General features: G+C 74.1%; 15 protein-coding genes. 7 read left to right on the top strand and 8 right to left on the bottom strand.

Annotated elements, in window-relative coordinates:
- Positions 1 to 81: 81 nt before the first annotated feature.
- The gene (locus tag CLT75_RS02915) at positions 82 to 2,238 is read left to right on the top strand and encodes an elongation factor G-like protein EF-G2 (RefSeq protein WP_135239365.1); all 2,157 of its coding nucleotides are present in this window, start codon (positions 82 to 84) and stop codon (positions 2,236 to 2,238) included.
- Between the two features lie 322 nt (positions 2,239 to 2,560).
- Here the strand turns inward: CLT75_RS02915 and CLT75_RS02910 are convergent, their stop codons facing one another.
- The 4 genes from CLT75_RS02910 to thrS all read right to left on the bottom strand — a co-directional run bounded on the left by CLT75_RS02910 (position 2,561) and on the right by thrS (position 7,226).
- Entirely contained in the window at positions 2,561 to 3,619 is a 1,059-nt protein-coding gene (locus CLT75_RS02910; protein WP_135239364.1) for an aldo/keto reductase, read from the bottom strand.
- A 237-nt stretch (positions 3,620 to 3,856) separates the two neighbouring features.
- The gene (locus CLT75_RS02905) at positions 3,857 to 4,540 is read right to left on the bottom strand and encodes a CG0192-related protein (RefSeq protein WP_135239363.1); all 684 of its coding nucleotides are present in this window, start codon (positions 4,538 to 4,540) and stop codon (positions 3,857 to 3,859) included.
- A gap of 31 nt (positions 4,541 to 4,571) precedes the next feature.
- Positions 4,572 to 5,132: an HIT family protein gene (locus tag CLT75_RS02900; protein ID WP_135239362.1), complete on the bottom strand. Its 561-nt coding sequence runs from the start codon at positions 5,130 to 5,132 to the stop codon at positions 4,572 to 4,574.
- A gap of 75 nt (positions 5,133 to 5,207) precedes the next feature.
- Entirely contained in the window at positions 5,208 to 7,226 is a 2,019-nt protein-coding gene (gene thrS, locus CLT75_RS02895) for a threonine--tRNA ligase (protein ID WP_135239361.1), read from the bottom strand.
- Between the two features lie 203 nt (positions 7,227 to 7,429).
- Between thrS and CLT75_RS02890 the strand changes: the two genes are divergently transcribed.
- Positions 7,430 to 8,308, top strand: coding sequence for a DUF1775 domain-containing protein (locus tag CLT75_RS02890; protein ID WP_486485043.1), 879 nt, complete (start codon positions 7,430 to 7,432; stop codon positions 8,306 to 8,308).
- 125 nt (positions 8,309 to 8,433) lie between these two features.
- Here CLT75_RS02890 and CLT75_RS02885 read toward each other — a convergent pair whose 3' ends face one another.
- The gene (locus CLT75_RS02885) at positions 8,434 to 9,363 is read right to left on the bottom strand and encodes an ADP-ribosylglycohydrolase family protein (protein ID WP_135239360.1); all 930 of its coding nucleotides are present in this window, start codon (positions 9,361 to 9,363) and stop codon (positions 8,434 to 8,436) included.
- A 73-nt stretch (positions 9,364 to 9,436) separates the two neighbouring features.
- Between CLT75_RS02885 and CLT75_RS02880 the strand changes: the two genes are divergently transcribed.
- The 3 genes from CLT75_RS02880 (at position 9,437) to CLT75_RS02870 (ending at position 12,051) form a co-directional block, all read left to right on the top strand.
- On the top strand, positions 9,437 to 10,126 hold the full coding sequence (locus CLT75_RS02880) for a response regulator transcription factor (RefSeq protein ID WP_013285422.1): 690 nt from the start codon (positions 9,437 to 9,439) through the stop codon (positions 10,124 to 10,126).
- A gap of 29 nt (positions 10,127 to 10,155) precedes the next feature.
- A complete protein-coding gene (locus tag CLT75_RS02875) occupies positions 10,156 to 11,547 on the top strand; it encodes a sensor histidine kinase (protein ID WP_209310425.1) in 1,392 nt (463 codons plus the stop codon).
- A gap of 228 nt (positions 11,548 to 11,775) precedes the next feature.
- Positions 11,776 to 12,051 carry a hypothetical protein gene (locus tag CLT75_RS02870; protein WP_135239358.1) on the top strand — a complete coding sequence of 92 codons (276 nt, stop codon included), beginning with the start codon at positions 11,776 to 11,778 and terminating at the stop codon, positions 12,049 to 12,051.
- Here CLT75_RS02870 and CLT75_RS02865 read toward each other — a convergent pair.
- Both CLT75_RS02865 and CLT75_RS02860 read right to left on the bottom strand, forming a co-directional pair.
- Complete coding sequence (locus CLT75_RS02865) at positions 12,008 to 13,033, bottom strand: adenosine deaminase (protein WP_135239357.1); 1,026 nt, start codon at positions 13,031 to 13,033, stop codon at positions 12,008 to 12,010. The two genes, CLT75_RS02870 and CLT75_RS02865, sit on opposite strands and share 44 nt — an antisense overlap.
- Positions 13,030 to 13,821, bottom strand: coding sequence for a trans-aconitate 2-methyltransferase (locus CLT75_RS02860; protein ID WP_135239356.1), 792 nt, complete (start codon positions 13,819 to 13,821; stop codon positions 13,030 to 13,032). Before CLT75_RS02860 ends, CLT75_RS02865 begins: the two co-directional genes overlap by 4 nt.
- 84 nt (positions 13,822 to 13,905) lie before the next feature.
- Here CLT75_RS02860 and CLT75_RS02855 point away from each other — a divergent pair, with 84 nt between their 5' ends.
- Together CLT75_RS02855 and CLT75_RS02850 are read left to right on the top strand one after the other, a co-directional pair.
- A complete protein-coding gene (locus tag CLT75_RS02855; protein ID WP_135239355.1) occupies positions 13,906 to 14,889 on the top strand; it encodes an aldo/keto reductase in 984 nt (327 codons plus the stop codon).
- Positions 14,890 to 14,965: 76 nt separating this feature from the next.
- Positions 14,966 to 15,157, top strand: coding sequence for a hypothetical protein (locus CLT75_RS02850; RefSeq protein ID WP_135239354.1), 192 nt, complete (start codon positions 14,966 to 14,968; stop codon positions 15,155 to 15,157).
- Positions 15,158 to 15,237: 80 nt separating this feature from the next.
- Here the strand turns inward: CLT75_RS02850 and CLT75_RS02845 are convergent, their stop codons facing one another.
- Positions 15,238 to 15,441: a cold-shock protein gene (locus CLT75_RS02845; protein ID WP_007075740.1), complete on the bottom strand. Its 204-nt coding sequence runs from the start codon at positions 15,439 to 15,441 to the stop codon at positions 15,238 to 15,240.
- Positions 15,442 to 15,702: the final 261 nt, after the last annotated feature.

The raw sequence follows: 15,702 nt of genomic DNA, 5'->3' as shown, positions 1-15,702 counted from the left end.
CGCCGCGGCGCCCGTCCCGGGTCCGCTCCCCCGTCGCCCGCGGCGGTCGCCACCACCACCGGTTGAGGGAGGTGCGCCGCGATGGCGCAGAAGAACGAGAAGGGTGTCACCGGCGGCGCGCCGGTGGTGACCGAGCCCGGCAGGGTTCGCAACGTGGTGCTCGTCGGGCACTCCGGCGCCGGCAAGACGACGCTCGTCGAGGCGCTGCTGGCCGCCAGCGGCACGATCGGCCGGGCCGGCGCCGTCACCGAGGGCACCACCGTCTGCGACCACGATCCCGCCGCCGTGCGCCAGCAGCGCTCGGTGAGCCTGGCCTGCGCCCCGCTGACGCACCGCGACGTCAAGGTCAACCTGCTGGACACCCCAGGGTACGGCGACTTCGTCGGTGAGCTGCGCGCCGGGCTGCGCGCCGCCGACGCGGCGCTGTTCGTGGTCTCCGCCGTCGACGGCATGGACGCCGCCACCGCCGCCCTGTGGGAGGAGTGCGCCGCCGTCGACATGCCCCGGGCCGTGGCCGTCTCCCGGCTGGACCACCCGCGCGCCGACTTCGACGAGGCGGTGGCGCTGTGCCAGCGCGTCTTCGGCGACAACGTGCTGCCGCTCTACCTGCCCATGCTCGGCGACGACGGCGAGTCGGTGGCCGGGCTGATGGGGCTGATCACCCGCCGGGTGTTCGACTACTCCGACGGGCTGCCCGCGGCGGTACGCGAGCCGGACCCGCAGCACCTGCCGGCCATCCAGGAGTCCCGCGACGAGCTGATCGAGGGGATCATCGCGGAGAGCGAGGACGAGACCCTGATGGACCGCTACCTCGGCGGCGAGGAGATCGACCCCGAGGTGCTCATCACCGACCTGGAGACCGCCGTCGCCCGCGGCCACTTCTACCCCGTGGTGCCGGTGTGCGCGGAGACCGGCGTCGGCCTGGACGCGCTGCTCGACGGCCTGGTCGCGGCGTTCCCGTCGCCGCTGGAGCCCGACCTGCCCGCGGTCACCGGCGTGGACGGCTCGCCCCGCCCGCCGCTGACCTGCGACCCGGACGGCCCACTCGTCGCCGAGGTGGTCAAGACGACAGTCGACAGGCACGTCGGGCGGGTCTCGCTGGTACGCGTCTTCTCCGGCACGCTCCGCCCCGACCAGGTGATCCACGTGTCGGGTCACGGCATGGCCGAGCGCGGGCACCCCGACCACGACGCCGACGAGCGGGTCGGTCACGTCTACAGCCCGCTCGGCGCGACGCTGCGCGAGGTGGCCGCCTGCGTCGCCGGTGACCTGTGCGCGATCACCAAGTCGGGCAGCGCGGAGACCGGCGACACCATCTCCGCCAAGGACGACCCGCTGCTGATCGCGCCGTGGGAGATGCCCGAGCCGCTGCTGCCGGTGGCGATCGTGGCGCGCAGCCGGGCCGACGAGGACGCGCTGGCCCGCAACCTGTCCCGGCTGGTCGCCGGCGACCCGACGCTGCGGCTGGAACGCAACGCGGAGACCCACCAGCTGGTGCTCTGGTGCATGGGCGAGGCGCACGCCGACGTGGTGCTCGACCGGCTGCGCGGCGGCGGCGTCGAGCTGGACACCGAGCCGGTCCGGGTGCCGCTGCGCGAGACGTTCACCGCCGCCGCGCGCGGGCACGGCCGGCACGTCAAGCAGTCCGGCGGCCACGGCCAGTACGCGGTCTGCGACATCGAGGTGGAACCGCTGCCCCGGGGCTCCGGCTTCGAGTTCGTCGACCGGGTGGTCGGCGGCGCGGTCCCGCACAACTACATCCCGTCGGTGGAGAAGGGCGTCAAGGCGCAGATGGAGCGCGGCCTGGTCGCCGGCTACCCGGTGGTGGACCTGCGGGTCACGCTGGTCGACGGCAAGGCGCACAGCGTCGATTCCTCCGACGCGGCGTTCCAGACCGCCGGCGCGCTGGCGCTGCGCGACGCCGCCGAGAAGGGCCAGCCGGCGCTGCTGGAGCCGGTCGACGAGATCACCGTACGGGTGCCCGACTCGTCGGTCGGCGCGGTGATGGGCGACCTGTCCGGGCGGCGCGGCCGGGTACTCGGCACCGAGCCGGACCCGGATGCCGAGGGGCGGACGCTGGTCCGCGCCGAGGTGCCCGCCACCGAACTGCTGCGGTACGCGGTCGAGCTGCGCTCGATGACGGCCGGCACGGGGACGTTCCGGCGCGAGTTCGCCCGCCACGAGCCGATGCCCGCCCACTTGGCCGACCAGGCCCGCAAGGAGTCCACCACCCACTGACCGCTGTCCCCTCTCCCCTCTCCCCTCTCCCGTCTCCCCTGCCCCCGCCCCGCCCCGCCTCGGCCCCGCGATCTTGCACTTGCGGCCCTCGCAAATGGGGCATTCCCGGCAACGGAAGGGCGGTAAGTGCAAGATCGACGCCGACGAGGGCGGGGTTGGGTCAGGACTGCGCGGATCTTGGTATGAAGTGGCCCCTATAGAGGCGCTTTCGTACCAAGATCTGCTGTGGTCTCGAGGGCTGAGAGGCGGATCTCGCCGCGTGGAAGCGATCGTCCGGCGGGTGCGGTCCGCTCGGCGGGGGTGGGTGGCGCGAGGTGGTGCGTCAGGGGCGGACGGCGGGGACCGGGGGCATCGGCCAGTGAGGGCGGTCGGCGTCCCGCAGGGCGGCCGAGCGTACCGCCGCCAGTTGCCGCTCCACCTCGGCGAACTGGTCCGGCGCGAGCGGGCCCCGGGCCAGCGCGGCGGCGTTCTCCTCGACCTGGGCGACGGTACGGGCACCGGGGATCGGCACGGCCCGGTCGCTGCGCGCCCAGATCCACCCGATCGCCCCCTGCGCCAGGGTGCGCCCGTCGGCGGTCAGCGCGTCGCGGACGGCGGCGACCCGGCGCAGCCACTCCGGGGCGGGCCGGCCGCTGCGGAACCACTCCAGCCAGGTCGGCCCGAGTCCGCGTACGTCGTCGCGGGGCAGCGTGGACTCCGGCGTGTACTTGCCGGTGAGCAGACCCATCCCGAGCGGCCCCCGGGCCAGGCTGGCGAGGTCGTGCTTGTCGCAGGCGTCGAGCATGGCCGGGGCGTCCCGCAGCACCGACAGCGCGTGCTGCACGGCGGCGGCGCCGCGGGCGACCTGCGCGAACGCGGCGGCCCGGTCGGCCCGGTCGGTGCTCCACCCGTACGCCCGGATCAGGCCGGAGTCGACCAGCTCGTCGAGCGTGCCGATGAGCGCCTCGGCCCGGGGCAGCGGCAGGTCGCCCAGGTGCAGTTGGTAGAGGTCGATGCGGTCGGTGCCCAGCCGGCGCAGCGACTCGGTCACCGCCCGGCGCAGGTAGTGCGGCGATGAGTTCTCGCCGGTGGCCTGCCGGGTGCGCTCGTCGAACGTGTAGCCGAACTTCGTGGCGATCACCGCCTCGTCGCGCCGGCCGGCCAGCGCCCGCCCCAGCACCCGCTCGCCGTGCCCGGCGCCGTACGTGTCGGCGGTGTCGAACAGGGTGACGCCCAGGTCGAGCGCGCGGCGGATCGCGCGTACCGACTCGTCGTCGTCCACCCGGCCCCAGCCCAGCGGGCGGGCGCCCTCGGCCCACGGGCCGCCGATCGCCCAGCACCCCATGCCGAGGGCGCTCACCTCGATGCCGCTGCGCCCCAACTGTCGTGTGTCGACTGCCACCGCCGCATCCTGTCACCTTCCCCGCGCCCGCGGGCCGATTCGTCAGCCGGGAGTCCCGTCATGATCACGCCACGTGACGGCGACCGGAGCCATTCGTGGATGGAACGGAGGTTCCCGGGGCCTGAAGAACGACCGGCCCGGACGACTCGCCCGCGATGAAGGCCGTCGCCGCGCTCCGCGCCGACCGCGAAGCCGTCGTGGGCCGTCAGATCAGCAGCGCGCCGGGTCGCGATCCCGTCAGCGGGCGTAGGCCAGCAGTACCGGCTCGTCCTGGCCGGGCCAGGTGCCGGTGAGCCCGCCGGAATCAGGCACCTCGGCCGGCACGGGCCGCCGGACCACCGCCAGCTCGACGTCCCCGACCCGGACCACCGTCACACCGCCGTCACCGGCGCCGGCCGAAGCCGGAGCGGCCGCCACCGAACCAGCCGACACCGGACCAGTCGACACCGAACCGGCCGACGCCGGACCGGCCGGCACCGGGCGGCCGGTACGGCTGCCGGTCAGCGTCATGCTCGCCGGGCGCACCTCCCGCTTCCCGTCGACCTCGAAGTACTCCTCGGCCTGCCCGGCGTCGGCGAGCACGGCGGCGGCCAGCAGCGGCGCGTACACCGGGTCGCCGCAGGCGTCGTACGCCCAGCGGCGGCCGAGCACCGAGTGCTCGATGACGCCCACCAGGTGCTCGTCCGCCCCGGCCAGCGGCGCGCCCCGGTAGGTCAGCGGCACCTGGAGCACCGGGCCGTCACCGGCGCGCACGAGCAGCGTCTCGATGCCGACCTCGCCGGCCGGGTCGTCGAACCGGTACGCCGCGACGCGGGTGACCGGCGCGCCGGCCTCGCCGGCGAACCACTGCCGGCCGGGCAGCCAGCCGGCGAGCAGCTCCAGTTTCGAGGGGCGCAGTTCCGCGCGGTGCAGGAGAGCCATGCGCAAGATCGTACTGTCGGGCGGGCCCCCGTCAGGCCGCCGCCCACGCCTTGGCGAGCAGTTCCCGGGTGTCGGCGAGCAGTTGCGGCAGCACCTTGGTCCGGCCGATCACCGGCATGAAGTTGGCGTCGCCGCCCCAGCGCGGCACCACGTGCTGGTGCAGGTGCGCGGCGATGCCCGCGCCGGCCACGCCGCCCTGGTTCATGCCCAGGTTGAAGCCGTGCGCGCTGGACACGTGCCGGACCACCCGCATGGCGGCCTTGGTGAAGGCGGCCAGCTCGACCGTCTCCGGCTCGTCCAGCTCGGTGTAGTCGGCAACGTGCCGGTAGGGGCAGATCAGCAGGTGGCCGGGGTTGTACGGGTAGAGGTTGAGCACCGCGAACACGTGCTCGCCCCGGGCCACCACCAGGGACTCCTCCGGCGGCAGGCCGGGCGCCAGGCAGAACGGGCAGCCGGCCGGCTTCTCGTATCCGCCCTCGGGCCGGTCCTCGCCGGAGATGTAGGTCATCCGGTGCGGCGTCCAGAGCCGGTCCAGCCCGTCCGCCAGACCGTTGTCGCCGCCGTACCCGGTGTCCCGCTCCGCCCCTGTCACACAGGCGATCCTACGATCCGGGCCGGGTCGCCGCCGAACCGCGCCGCCGCCCGGGCGGCGCGGCCGGCGGGGCGTCTACTCGGCGGCGGTGGCGGTGGGGCCGGCGTTGGTGCGCGACTCCACCACCTCGCGGACGTGCGCCACCGCCTCGTCGATCGGTAAGCCGTTGCGCTGCGACCCGTCCCGGTAGCGGAACGAGACGGTGCCGGCGGCCACGTCGTCGTCCCCGGCGATCACCATGAACGGGATCTTCTGCTGCTGCGCGTTGCGGATCTTCTTCTGCATGCGGTCGTCGCCCAGGTCGACCTCGGCCCGGACGCCGTGCCGGCGCAGCGTCGCGGCGAAGTCGACCAGGTAGTCGCCGTGCTCGTCGCGGATCGGGATGCCGACCACCTGCACCGGCGCCAGCCAGGCCGGGAACGCGCCCGCGTAGTGCTCGGTGAGCACGCCGATGAACCGCTCGATCGACCCGAACTTGGCGCAGTGGATCATCACCGGCTGCTGCCGGGTGCCGTCGGCGGCCTGGTACTCCAGCCCGAAGCCCTTGGGCTGGTTGAAGTCGTACTGGATGGTCGACATCTGCCAGGTCCGGCCGATCGCGTCCTTGGCCTGCACGGAGATCTTCGGGCCGTAGAACGCCGCGCCGCCCGGGTCGGGCACCAGCTCCAGGCCGGTCTCCAGCGCGCACTGCTCCAGCACGGCGGTGGCGGTCGCCCAGTCGGAGTCGGAGCCGACGAACTTGTCCGGCTTCGACTCGTCGCGGGTCGACAGCTCCAGGTAGAAGTCGTCGATGCCGAAGTCACGCAGCAGGCTGAGCACGAAGCCGAGCAGGTGCTTGATCTCCGACGGCGCCTGCTCGCGGGTGCAGTAGGAGTGCGAGTCGTCCTGGGTGAAGCCGCGCACCCGGGTCAGGCCGTGGATGACGCCCGACTTCTCGTACCGGTAGACCGTCCCGAACTCGAACAGCCGCAGCGGCAGCTGCCGGTAGGACCGCCCGCGCGACCGGTAGATCAGGTTGTGCATCGGGCAGTTCATGGCCTTGAGGTAGTAGTCGCTGCCCTCCATCTCCATCGGCGGGAACATCGTGTCCTTGTAGTAGGGCAGGTGTCCCGAGGTGTGGAAGAGACCTTCCTTGGAGATGTGCGGGGTGCCGACGTAGTCGAAGCCCTCCTCGACGTGCCGCGCGCGGACGTAGTCCTCCATCACCCGCTTGAGCACGCCGCCCTTGGGGTGGAAGACCGGCAGGCCGGACCCGATCTCGTCGGGGAAGCTGAACAGGTCGAGGTCCGCGCCGAGCTTGCGGTGGTCGCGGCGGGCGGCCTCCTCCAACAGCTTCAGGTACGCCTTGAGCTCGTCGCGGGTCGGCCACGCGGTGCCGTACACGCGCTGCAGCTGCGGGTTCTTCTCCGACCCGCGCCAGTACGCGGCGGCCGAGCGCATCAGCTTGAACGCGCCGATCAGCCGGGTGTTGGGCAGGTGCGGGCCCCGGCACAGGTCCGACCAGCAGACCTTGTCCTCGTTCGCGGCGAGGTTGTCGTAGATGGTCAGCTCGCCGCCGCCCACCTCCATCACCTCGGAGGAGTCCAGCCCCTCCCCCTTGACCTCGATCAGCTCCAGCTTGTACGGCTCGGCGGCCAGTTCGGACCGCGCCTCGTCCAGGTCGGCGAACCGGCGGCGGCGGAACCGCTGGCCGGACTTGACGATCTCCTGCATGCGCTTCTCGAGCTTGGTCAGGTCGTCCGGCTGGAACGGCTTGTCGACGCCGAAGTCGTAGTAGAAGCCGTTCTCGATCGGCGGGCCGATGCCGAGCTTGGCGTCCGGGAAGACGTCCTGCACGGCCTGGGCCAGCACGTGGGCGGTGGAGTGACGCAGCACGTTCAGCCCGTCCGGGCTGTCCAGCGTGACCGGCTCGACCGCGACGTCCTCGGCCGGGCGCCAGTCCAGGTCGCGCAGCTGGCCCTGCGGGTCGCGGACCACCACGATCGCCTTCGGCCCGCTCATCGGCAGGCCGGCCGCGGCCACCGCGTCGGCCGCCGTGGTCCCGGCGGCGACGACGACGGGGTCGGCCACGACGGGGGTACGGGGTGCGGACACGGTGACTCCTGTCGTCGACGGTACGGAAGGGCCGGTGACCGGCCCCTGCGATGCTATCGGTCGCCCGGACCCCGACCGCCGCCGACGCCGGTGCCCGCCTTCGGCGAGTTCCGTGCCGGGTTGAACCTTTTCGCCCTGCCGCCCGAACTACCAGGTGGGGCCGGAGCCGGTACCGGCCCCAGTCGAGAAGGATGGGGACGACCATGAGGATGACCCGTCAGGGCCGGTGGGCGGCGGCGTCGCTGGCGGCCGTACTCGCCGGGGTGGTGGGCTGGCCCGCAGCGGCGCACGCGGCCGGGGTGACCGTCACGACCTCGCCCGCCCAGGTACGCCAGGGCGACGCGATCGAACTGTCCGTGCTGGTGCCGGCCGACAAGCCCGGCACCCGGACCACCCGGATCGAGCTGACCATGCCCGCGGACGCCCCGATCGGCGAGGTGTACCCGCTGTCGGTGCCGGACTGGGCGCCCACCATCACCACCCGCACGCTCGACCAGCCGGTCCCCGGCATGCATGCGGCCGAACTGAACCAGGTGACCCACTCGGTGAGCTGGCTGCGGATGCCCGGCACCGGCACCGGGGCGGCCCGGCTGCCGCTGGGCATGGGACCGATGCCCGCCACCGACCGGCTCACGTTCACCGTGACCCAGACGTACGACGACGGCACCGTGGTCCGGTGGGCGGACCCGGCGGGTGGCGCGCACCCCGCGCCGACGCTCGACCTGCTGCCGCCGCTGCCGGGCACCGTGACGCACGACGGCGGCCCCGGCGCCGGGGCGAACGGCGGCGCGCACGGCGGTCACGGCGCGGCGGGCGCCCCCGGCGCTGCCGGTGGGGCGCAGGGCGGCGCGCCGGGCGGCACGGCACCGGCGGCCGGCGCGGCGGACGACGGGCCGAGCGCTGACCTACTGCTCGGCGGCGGCCTGCTCGCCGGGCTGACGGGTGGCGCGGCGATCGGCTGGCTGCTGAGCCGCCGCCGGCGCGACACCATGACCCTCCCCCAGGACAGCAACGACACCCCCGACACCGGCACGCCCTCCGACACCGGCGAGCCCGTCACCGCCGGCGCCGCACGTCCCTGACCGCCACGCCGCCCAACAACCGGAAACAGCCATCCACCATGCGGGACCACCGAAGATCTTGGTACGAAACGGCCCTCAGAGGGGCCGTTTCGTACCAAGATCTCGGGCGCGCCGGGAATGGCCCGTCAGGCGGAGGCGGTGAGCCAGCCGGGGAGCGGCTCGCGGGCGGTCAGCCAGCCCTCCGGCACGCCGCCCGGCGCGCCCACCCCGGTGTACGCGGCCACGATCCCGCCCACGATCGCGGCGGTGGTGTCCACGTCGCCGCCCGCCTCCACACAGACGCGGATTGCTGCCGGGTAGTCGTGCAGCAGCGTGGCGGCGACCCAGAGCGTGAACGGCACGGTGTCCTGCGCGGTGACCCGGGAGCCGTTGCCGAGCGCGTCGGCCGCCGCGGCGGCGGAGTGACCGAGCAGCGCGGCGGCCCGGCGTACCCCGCGGTGCACCTCACCGGCCGGGTCGAGCGTCCCGGCGACGGCGGTGAGCAGCCGGGCCGGGTCGGGCCGGCCGCCGTCGAGGCGGGCGCGGGCGGCGAGCGAGGCGGCCACCGCGACCGCCACCGCGCCGGCGACGCCCTCCGGGTGGGCGTGTGTCACCTCGGCGGAGGCGCGGGCCTGCTCGGCGGCGCGCCGGGTGGAGTCGGCGTACCAGGCGCCGAGCGGCGCGACGCGCATCGCGGCGCCGTTGCCGCAGGAGCCCTGCCCGTCGAACGCGGACGCGGCGGCCACCGGCCAGGGCGTGCCGGTGCGGATCAGCCGCAGCACCGTCACCGCGCCCGGCCCGTACCCCCGGTACGGCTCGCAACGCTGCGCGAACGCCAGCGCCAGCCGGTCCCTGTCGATGCGGCCGTCGGCGGCCAGCTCGGCCACCACCGAGCACGCCATCTCGGTGTCGTCGGTCCACTCCCACGGCGGTTCGGGCAGCCGCCCGGCGGCGAGGTCGTCCGGCTGCCGGCCCGGGACGAAGAACTGGGAGCCGAGGGCGTCGCCCACCGACAGGCCGGCCAGCGCGTCGCGGGCGAGCGTGAGGCGGGTGTCGGGGAAGAGCGTGAACGTCATCGCCGTCCCAGCTTGCCCACTTCCCCGGACCGCCGCAACGCGACCGGCTTGCCACGCCGAGTACGGTGCTGACGTGGCAACCGTCCTGCTGGTCGAAGACGACCACGTCGTGCGCGGCGCCATGCTGCGGTCGCTGACCGACCGGGGGCACGCGGTGCACGCCGTCGGCACCGCGCTGGACGCGTTGCGCCGGGTCGCCGCGGAGACACCGGACCTGGTGGTGCTCGACCTGGGGCTGCCCGACCTGGACGGCTCGGACGCGCTGCGCATGCTGCGCGGCATCACCGACGTGCCGATCATCATCGCCACCGCCCGCGACGACGAGCAGTCGGTGGTGCGGCTGCTGCGCGCCGGCGCGGACGACTACATGGTCAAGCCGTTCACCGGGGCGCACCTGGACGCCCGGATCACCACTGTGCTGCGCCGGGCCGGCCGGGCCAGCCGTACCGTCGCGCCGGCCGTGCACACGGTCGGCGGCCTGCGCGTCGACGTGGGCGAGCGCAGCGCGGTGCTGGACGGGGAGGCGCTGGCGCTGACCCGTAAGGAATTCGACCTGCTGGCGTATCTCGCCGCGCGTCCCGGCCGGGTAGTGTCCCGGCGGGAACTCTTGGAGGAGGTATGGCGGCAGCCATCGGTCGGCGAGGACCAGACTATCGACGTTCACCTGTACTGGCTCCGCCGCAAAATGGGCGAGTCCGCGGCGAAGCCGCGCTACCTGCGCACCGTGCGGGGGGTCGGCTTCCGGCTGGTGGCGCCGGACTAAGGTTCAGCCTTGCCGGGCTCACCGCGGGGCTGTGCGGCCTGATCGCGCTCGCCTTCCTCATCCCGCTCGGGCTGACCCTCGCCGACCGGACCCGGGAGGCGGAGCTGGCCGACGCGGCACGCCGGGCCGCGCTGGTGACCGGCGCGCTGGCGGTCAGCACCGACACCGCGACCATCGAACGGGCGGTGGCCGCCGCGGCCGGCGACGATCCGGCCATGCGCCCGGTCGTGCACGGCATCGGCGCGGACGAGTCCGCCGGCCGTGCCGACCCGCGGGTGCTCGCCGACGCCGCCGCGCAGCGGCAGTCGGTGGTGACCGAGGTGGACGGCGGGGTGCTGCGGCTGGACCCGGTGGTGCTCGGTGACCGGGTCGCCGTGGTGGAGGTGTTCGTCCCCGACGAGGTGCTCGACTCCGGCGGCGGCGGGCGGTGGCTGCTGCTGTTCGCGATCGGCCTGGCGCTTGTCGGCGCGGCGGTCGCCGTGGTCGACCGGGTGGCGGCGAGGGCCGTGGACGCCACCGGCGACCTGGTCAAGGCGGCGCTCGCGGTGGGCGACGGCGAGCTGGGGGTACGGGTCGAGCCGACCGGCCCGCGTGAGCTGGCCGAGGCCGGGCACGCGTTCAACCGGATGACGGAACGGCTGGTGGCGCTGCGTGCCGACGAGCACGAACTGGTCGCCGACCTGTCGCACCGGCTGCGTACGCCGCTGACCGCGCTGCGGCTGGACGCCGAGGCGCTGGAGTCCGACGACACGAGCATCGGCACGTTCAGCGAGGCGGAGCTGGACCGGCGGCGCGGCATCCGGCGTATCCGGCAGGCGATCGTCACGCTGGAGGGCGAGGTCGACCAGCTCATCAAGACGACCCGCAAGGCGGTCGCCCAGGAGTCGGCGCCGGCGTCGTGCGACGTGAGCGAGGTGGTCCGGGACCGGATGGTCTTCTGGTCGGCGCTGGCCGGGGACCAGAACCGGCCGCACCGGGTGGTCGGGGCCCAGTTGCGCATCCCGGCGCCGGTGCCCCGCGCCGAGCTGGCCGCCGCGCTGGACGCGGTGATCGGCAACGTGTTCCGCTACACGCCGCAGGGCACCGCGTTCGAGGTGGCGGTGAGCCGCCGGGACGGCTGGGTGGCGATCCGCATCGACGACGCCGGGCCGGGCATCGCCGACCCGGACCGGGCGCTGCGCCGGGGTGAGAGCGACAAGGGCTCGACCGGGCTCGGGCTGGACATCGCCAAGCGGGTCGCGTTGCAGGCGAACGGTTCGGTGAGCATCGACCGGGCCCGGCTCGGCGGGGCGAGCGTGGTGATGCTGCTGGCCGACCCGGACGCGGCACCCCGGCAGGTGAACCGGTTCGGGCTGGTCGGGCGGATGGCCCGGGAGGCCCGCGAGCCGCGTGCCGGGCGGCGCTGGCCGCGCCCGCGCTGACCCGTGACTGTGTACGGGCGCAAGTTCTCCTTAAAGGTGGTTTAACGACGGCCGGAAAACCGGCGTGAACTGCCAGGATCGCTGACAGAACCCATCAGTTCCGTCGGCCGGGACGCCCCGTAAGACCTTCCGGCCGTCGGATCATGCGCGCGGCGGGAGTCCGGTCCCCCCACACCTCGCTCCCGTCGCGCGCGCTCTCCCGTCGATCCCGGGCGCGAGGTGACCGTCATGCCACCGGCCGTCAGTCGTCTGCTCCGCTGGGCCGCCGTCATCGGCCTGGGCATCGCGCTCACGCTCGCGGTCTGGCAGGACCCGGTGCTCGCGCACGGGCCCGTCCGGCCCGCGCCCGCCGCTCCCGGTCCCACCGTCGCGCTCACCGTGCTCGCGCTGTCCGCGATGCTGCTGACCGCGCGGCGCCGGCCGCCTCGGGGATCACGACGGCCGGCACCGGTACGGCCGCTCAGCGTGCCGCGCTCGCCAGGTACGCGTCGATCTCGGCGGTGATCCGTGCCTGCTCGGCCGGCGTCAGGAACGCCGCGGCCACCGCCTCCCGGGCCAGCGCGGCCACCCCGTCCGGGCCGAGCCGCAGCAGCCGGGCGGCCACCGCGTACTCGTCGTTGAGCGTGGTGCCGAACATCGGCGGGTCGTCGGAGTTGATGCTGACCGGCACACCGGCCTCGACGATCCGGGGCAGCGGGTGCGCGTCCAGGCTGGGTACGGCACGGGTGCGCACGTTGGACGTCGGGGAGATCTCCAGCGGGATCCGCCGCTCGGCGAGGTAGGTCAGCAGCGCCGGGTCCTGCGCGGCGGAGATGCCGTGGCCGATCCGCTCGGCGCCCAGTTCGCGCAGCGCGTCCCAGATCGTCTCCGGGCCGGTGGTCTCGCCGGCGTGCGGCACGGAGCGCAGCCCGGCGGCCCGCGCCTGGTCGAACCAGGGCTTGAACTGTGGCCGGGGCACCCCGATCTCGGGGCCGCCGAGGCCGAAGCTGACCAGCCCGTCGGGTCGTTCGTCGAGCGCGATCCGCAGCGTCTGCTCGGCGGCGGGCAGGCCGGCCTCGCCGGGGATGTCGAAGCACCAGCGCAGTGCGATGCCGAAGTCGGCCTCGGCGCGCTTGCGGGCGTCCTCGATCGCCTCGCAGAACGCCGGCGCCGGGATGCCGCGGTTGACGTGCGAGTACGGCGTCACAGTCAGCTCGGCGTAGCGGACCTGCTGGCGGGCCAGTTCCCGGGCGACCTCGTGGGTGAGCAGCCAGACGTCGTCGGCGTCGCGGATCAGGTCCACCACGCTCAGGTAGACCTCGATGAAGTGGGCGAAGTCGCGGAACGCGAAGTAGTCGGCGAGCGCCTGCGGGTCGGCCGGGACGGGGCTGCGCCCCTCGTGCCGGGCGGCCAGCTCGGCGACGATCCGGGGCGACGCCGAGCCGACGTGGTGCACGTGCAGCTCCACCTTGGGCAGTCCGGCGATGAAGGTGGGCAGGTCGGTCACGAGTTCTCCTCTGCGCGGGCGCCGGTACGGGCCACCATGAAGATCCGGCGGAACGGGAAGTACACCTGACCCTGCCGCACCGGGTACGCCTGCGCGAGCCGTACCCCCAGCTCGGCGCGGAAGGCGGCCCAGACGGCGGCGTCCAGCGCGGCGCGGACCGGGCGCAGCGCGGTGCCCTCCATCCAGGCCAGCACCGGGTGGTCGGCGCCGGAGGCGGGCAGCAGATGCACGTACGTAGTCTCCCAGGCGTCGGCCGCGCAGCCCGCGTCGGTCAGCAGCGTGGCGTAGCCGACCGGTTCGTCGACGGGCGCCTCGCGCAGCTTGCCGGCGAGCGCGTCGCGCCACCGGTCCTGGCCGGCGACGGAGCGCAGCAGCCGGTGCGAGGGCGCGTCGAAGTTGCCGGGTACCTGGAACGCCAGCCAGGCGCCGGCCGGCAGCGCGCCCGCCCAGCGGCGGAGCAGGTCGCGGTGTTCCGGCACCCACTGGAGCACGGCGTTGCCGACCAGCACGTCCACGCCGGGTTCCGGCCGCCAGTCGCGGACGTCGGCGACGGCGTACGTGACCGGTCCGCCCTCGGCGGTCGCCCGGGCGATCATCTCCGGGGAGGAGTCCAGGCCGGTGATCCGGCTGCCGGGCCAGCGGGCGGCGAGCGTGGCGGTGAGGGTGCCGGGGCCGCAGCCGAGGTCGACCACGGCGCGCGGGTGTTCGGCGCCGACGCGGGCCAGCAGGTCGTGGAACGGCCGGGAGCGCTGGTCGCCGTAGCGCAGGTAGGTGCGCGGATCCCACATGACAGCCTCCAAACCGTACGTACGTCTTGTTAGACGGTACGGCCCGGCGCGCGCCACGGCAAGCCGCTCACTAGGCTCGACCGGGTGGAACAGCGCAGCTTCGACCGGCTCGGCCGGCACGTCGGCATCATCGGACTCGGCGCGTGGCAGCTCGGCGCGGACTGGGGCGAGGTCAGCGAGGACGCGGCGCTCGCCGTCCTGACCGCCGCCGTCGACGCGGGCGTCACCTTCCTGGACACCGCCGACGTGTACGGCGACGGCCGCAGCGAGGCCCTGATCGGCCGGTTCCTGCGCTCCCGCCCCGGGCACGGGCTCACCGTCGCCACCAAGATGGGCCGCCGGGTGGAGCAGACGCCCGAGGCGTACACCCTGGACAACTTCCGGGCCTGGACCGACAGGTCCCGGGCCAACCTCGGCGTCGACACGCTCGACCTGGTGCAGCTGCACTGCCCGCCCACCGCCGTCTTCGCCGACGACCGGGTCTTCGACGCCCTCGACACGCTCGTCGCCGAGGGCCGCGTGGCCGGGTACGGCGTCAGCGTGGAGACCTGCGACCAGGCGCTCACCGCCATCGCCCGGCCCGGTGTGGCCAGCGTGCAGATCATCCTCAACGCGGTCCGGCACAAGCCGCTCGAGCGGGTGCTGCCCGCCGCCGCTGCCGCCGGGGTCGGGATCATCGCCCGGGTGCCGCTGGCCAGCGGCCTGCTCTCCGGGCGGTACGACGAGAACACCACGTTCCCGGCGAACGACCACCGCACGTTCAACCGGCACGGCGAGTCGTTCGACGTCGGCGAGACGTTCTCCGGCGTGGACTACGACAGCGGCCTGGCCGCGGTACGCCGGCTCGCGCCGCTGGTCGGCGACGACCGCACGATGGCGCAGTTCGCGCTGCGGTGGGTCCTCGACCAGCAGGGCGTGACGGTGGTGATCCCCGGCGCCCGCTCCCCCGAGCAGGCACGGCGCAACGCCGAGGCGGCCGGGCAACCGGCACTGACCGAGGTGGAGCTGGCCGCGGTGCGGGCCACCTACGACGAGCTGATCCGCCCGCAGGTGCACGACCGGTGGTGAACCGGCCGCGCGGCGCGGCGTCGCCGGGCGCCGGCGGCGGGCATGCTGGAGCGGGGCTGTCGTCGGAGGGGGAACGATGAGGGGTTGGTTCCGGCTCACCCTGGGGCTGCTCGCCGTGGTGATCGGTGCGCTGTGGACGATGCTCGGCCTCGGCTACGTCGAGGGCAGCGCGATGAGCGACCAGCGGATCTGGGCGATGGCCGGCCCGGTGCTGGTCCTGTTCGGACTGGCCGGGCTCTGGTGGGGCATGCGGGCGCGACGCCGCTGAGGTGCGGGCAAGGCGAAGCCCCGCCTCCCGTACGGGATGCGGGGCTTCCGGCACCGGCCGGCGCGGCCGGTGCGGTCAGTTCAGATGGGGCGGACCTGCTCGGCCTGCGGACCCTTCTGACCCTGGGCGATCTCGAACTCCACCCGCTGGTTCTCCTCCAGCGTGCGGTAGCCGCTGGTCTGGATGGCCGAGAAGTGGACGAACACGTCAGCACCCCCGCCGTCGACGGTGATGAAGCCGAAGCCCTTGTCAGCGTTGAACCACTTCACGGTTCCCTGCGCCATGTGTATCTCCTTCTAAAACTGGCGGCCGAGCACGCCGTGCGGCCGATTGGCCGTTTTCGAGCAGCGGCGCCTGAGGCGGCCCCCAATGCAGGAGACTTCTCTCAACCCACGCGTCTCTCAACAGCGTGAGACAGCAAACCACGTACGCAAAAACTTCGCACAGCCTAGCGGACGAAATTCTCCGACATGTGACCTGAAGGTCGCGCGGACGGCGCTGCGCGGCCCCGCCGGAGCCATGCGAAAGGCCCCCTCCCCGCGCTC

Source organism: Micromonospora sp. CNZ285, assembly GCF_004637285.1.
The sequence above is the reverse complement of the archived record's forward strand: the minus strand, read 5'-3'. Positions and strand labels throughout refer to the sequence as shown.

Excerpts from the sequence above, each read along its gene's own strand:
- CLT75_RS02915 (WP_135239365.1), top strand. The coding sequence starts at position 82 with ATGGCGCAGAAGAACGAGAAGGGTGTCACCGGCGGCGCGCCGGTGGTG.
- CLT75_RS02905 (WP_135239363.1), bottom strand. The coding sequence starts at position 4,540 with ATGGCTCTCCTGCACCGCGCGGAACTGCGCCCCTCGAAACTGGAGCTG.
- CLT75_RS02890 (WP_486485043.1), top strand. The coding sequence starts at position 7,430 with ATGAGGATGACCCGTCAGGGCCGGTGGGCGGCGGCGTCGCTGGCGGCC.
- CLT75_RS02885 (WP_135239360.1), bottom strand. The coding sequence starts at position 9,363 with ATGACGTTCACGCTCTTCCCCGACACCCGCCTCACGCTCGCCCGCGAC.
- CLT75_RS02870 (WP_135239358.1), top strand. The coding sequence starts at position 11,776 with ATGCCACCGGCCGTCAGTCGTCTGCTCCGCTGGGCCGCCGTCATCGGC.
- CLT75_RS02860 (WP_135239356.1), bottom strand. The coding sequence starts at position 13,821 with ATGTGGGATCCGCGCACCTACCTGCGCTACGGCGACCAGCGCTCCCGG.
- CLT75_RS02850 (WP_135239354.1), top strand. The coding sequence starts at position 14,966 with ATGAGGGGTTGGTTCCGGCTCACCCTGGGGCTGCTCGCCGTGGTGATC.
- CLT75_RS02845 (WP_007075740.1), bottom strand. The coding sequence starts at position 15,441 with ATGGCGCAGGGAACCGTGAAGTGGTTCAACGCTGACAAGGGCTTCGGC.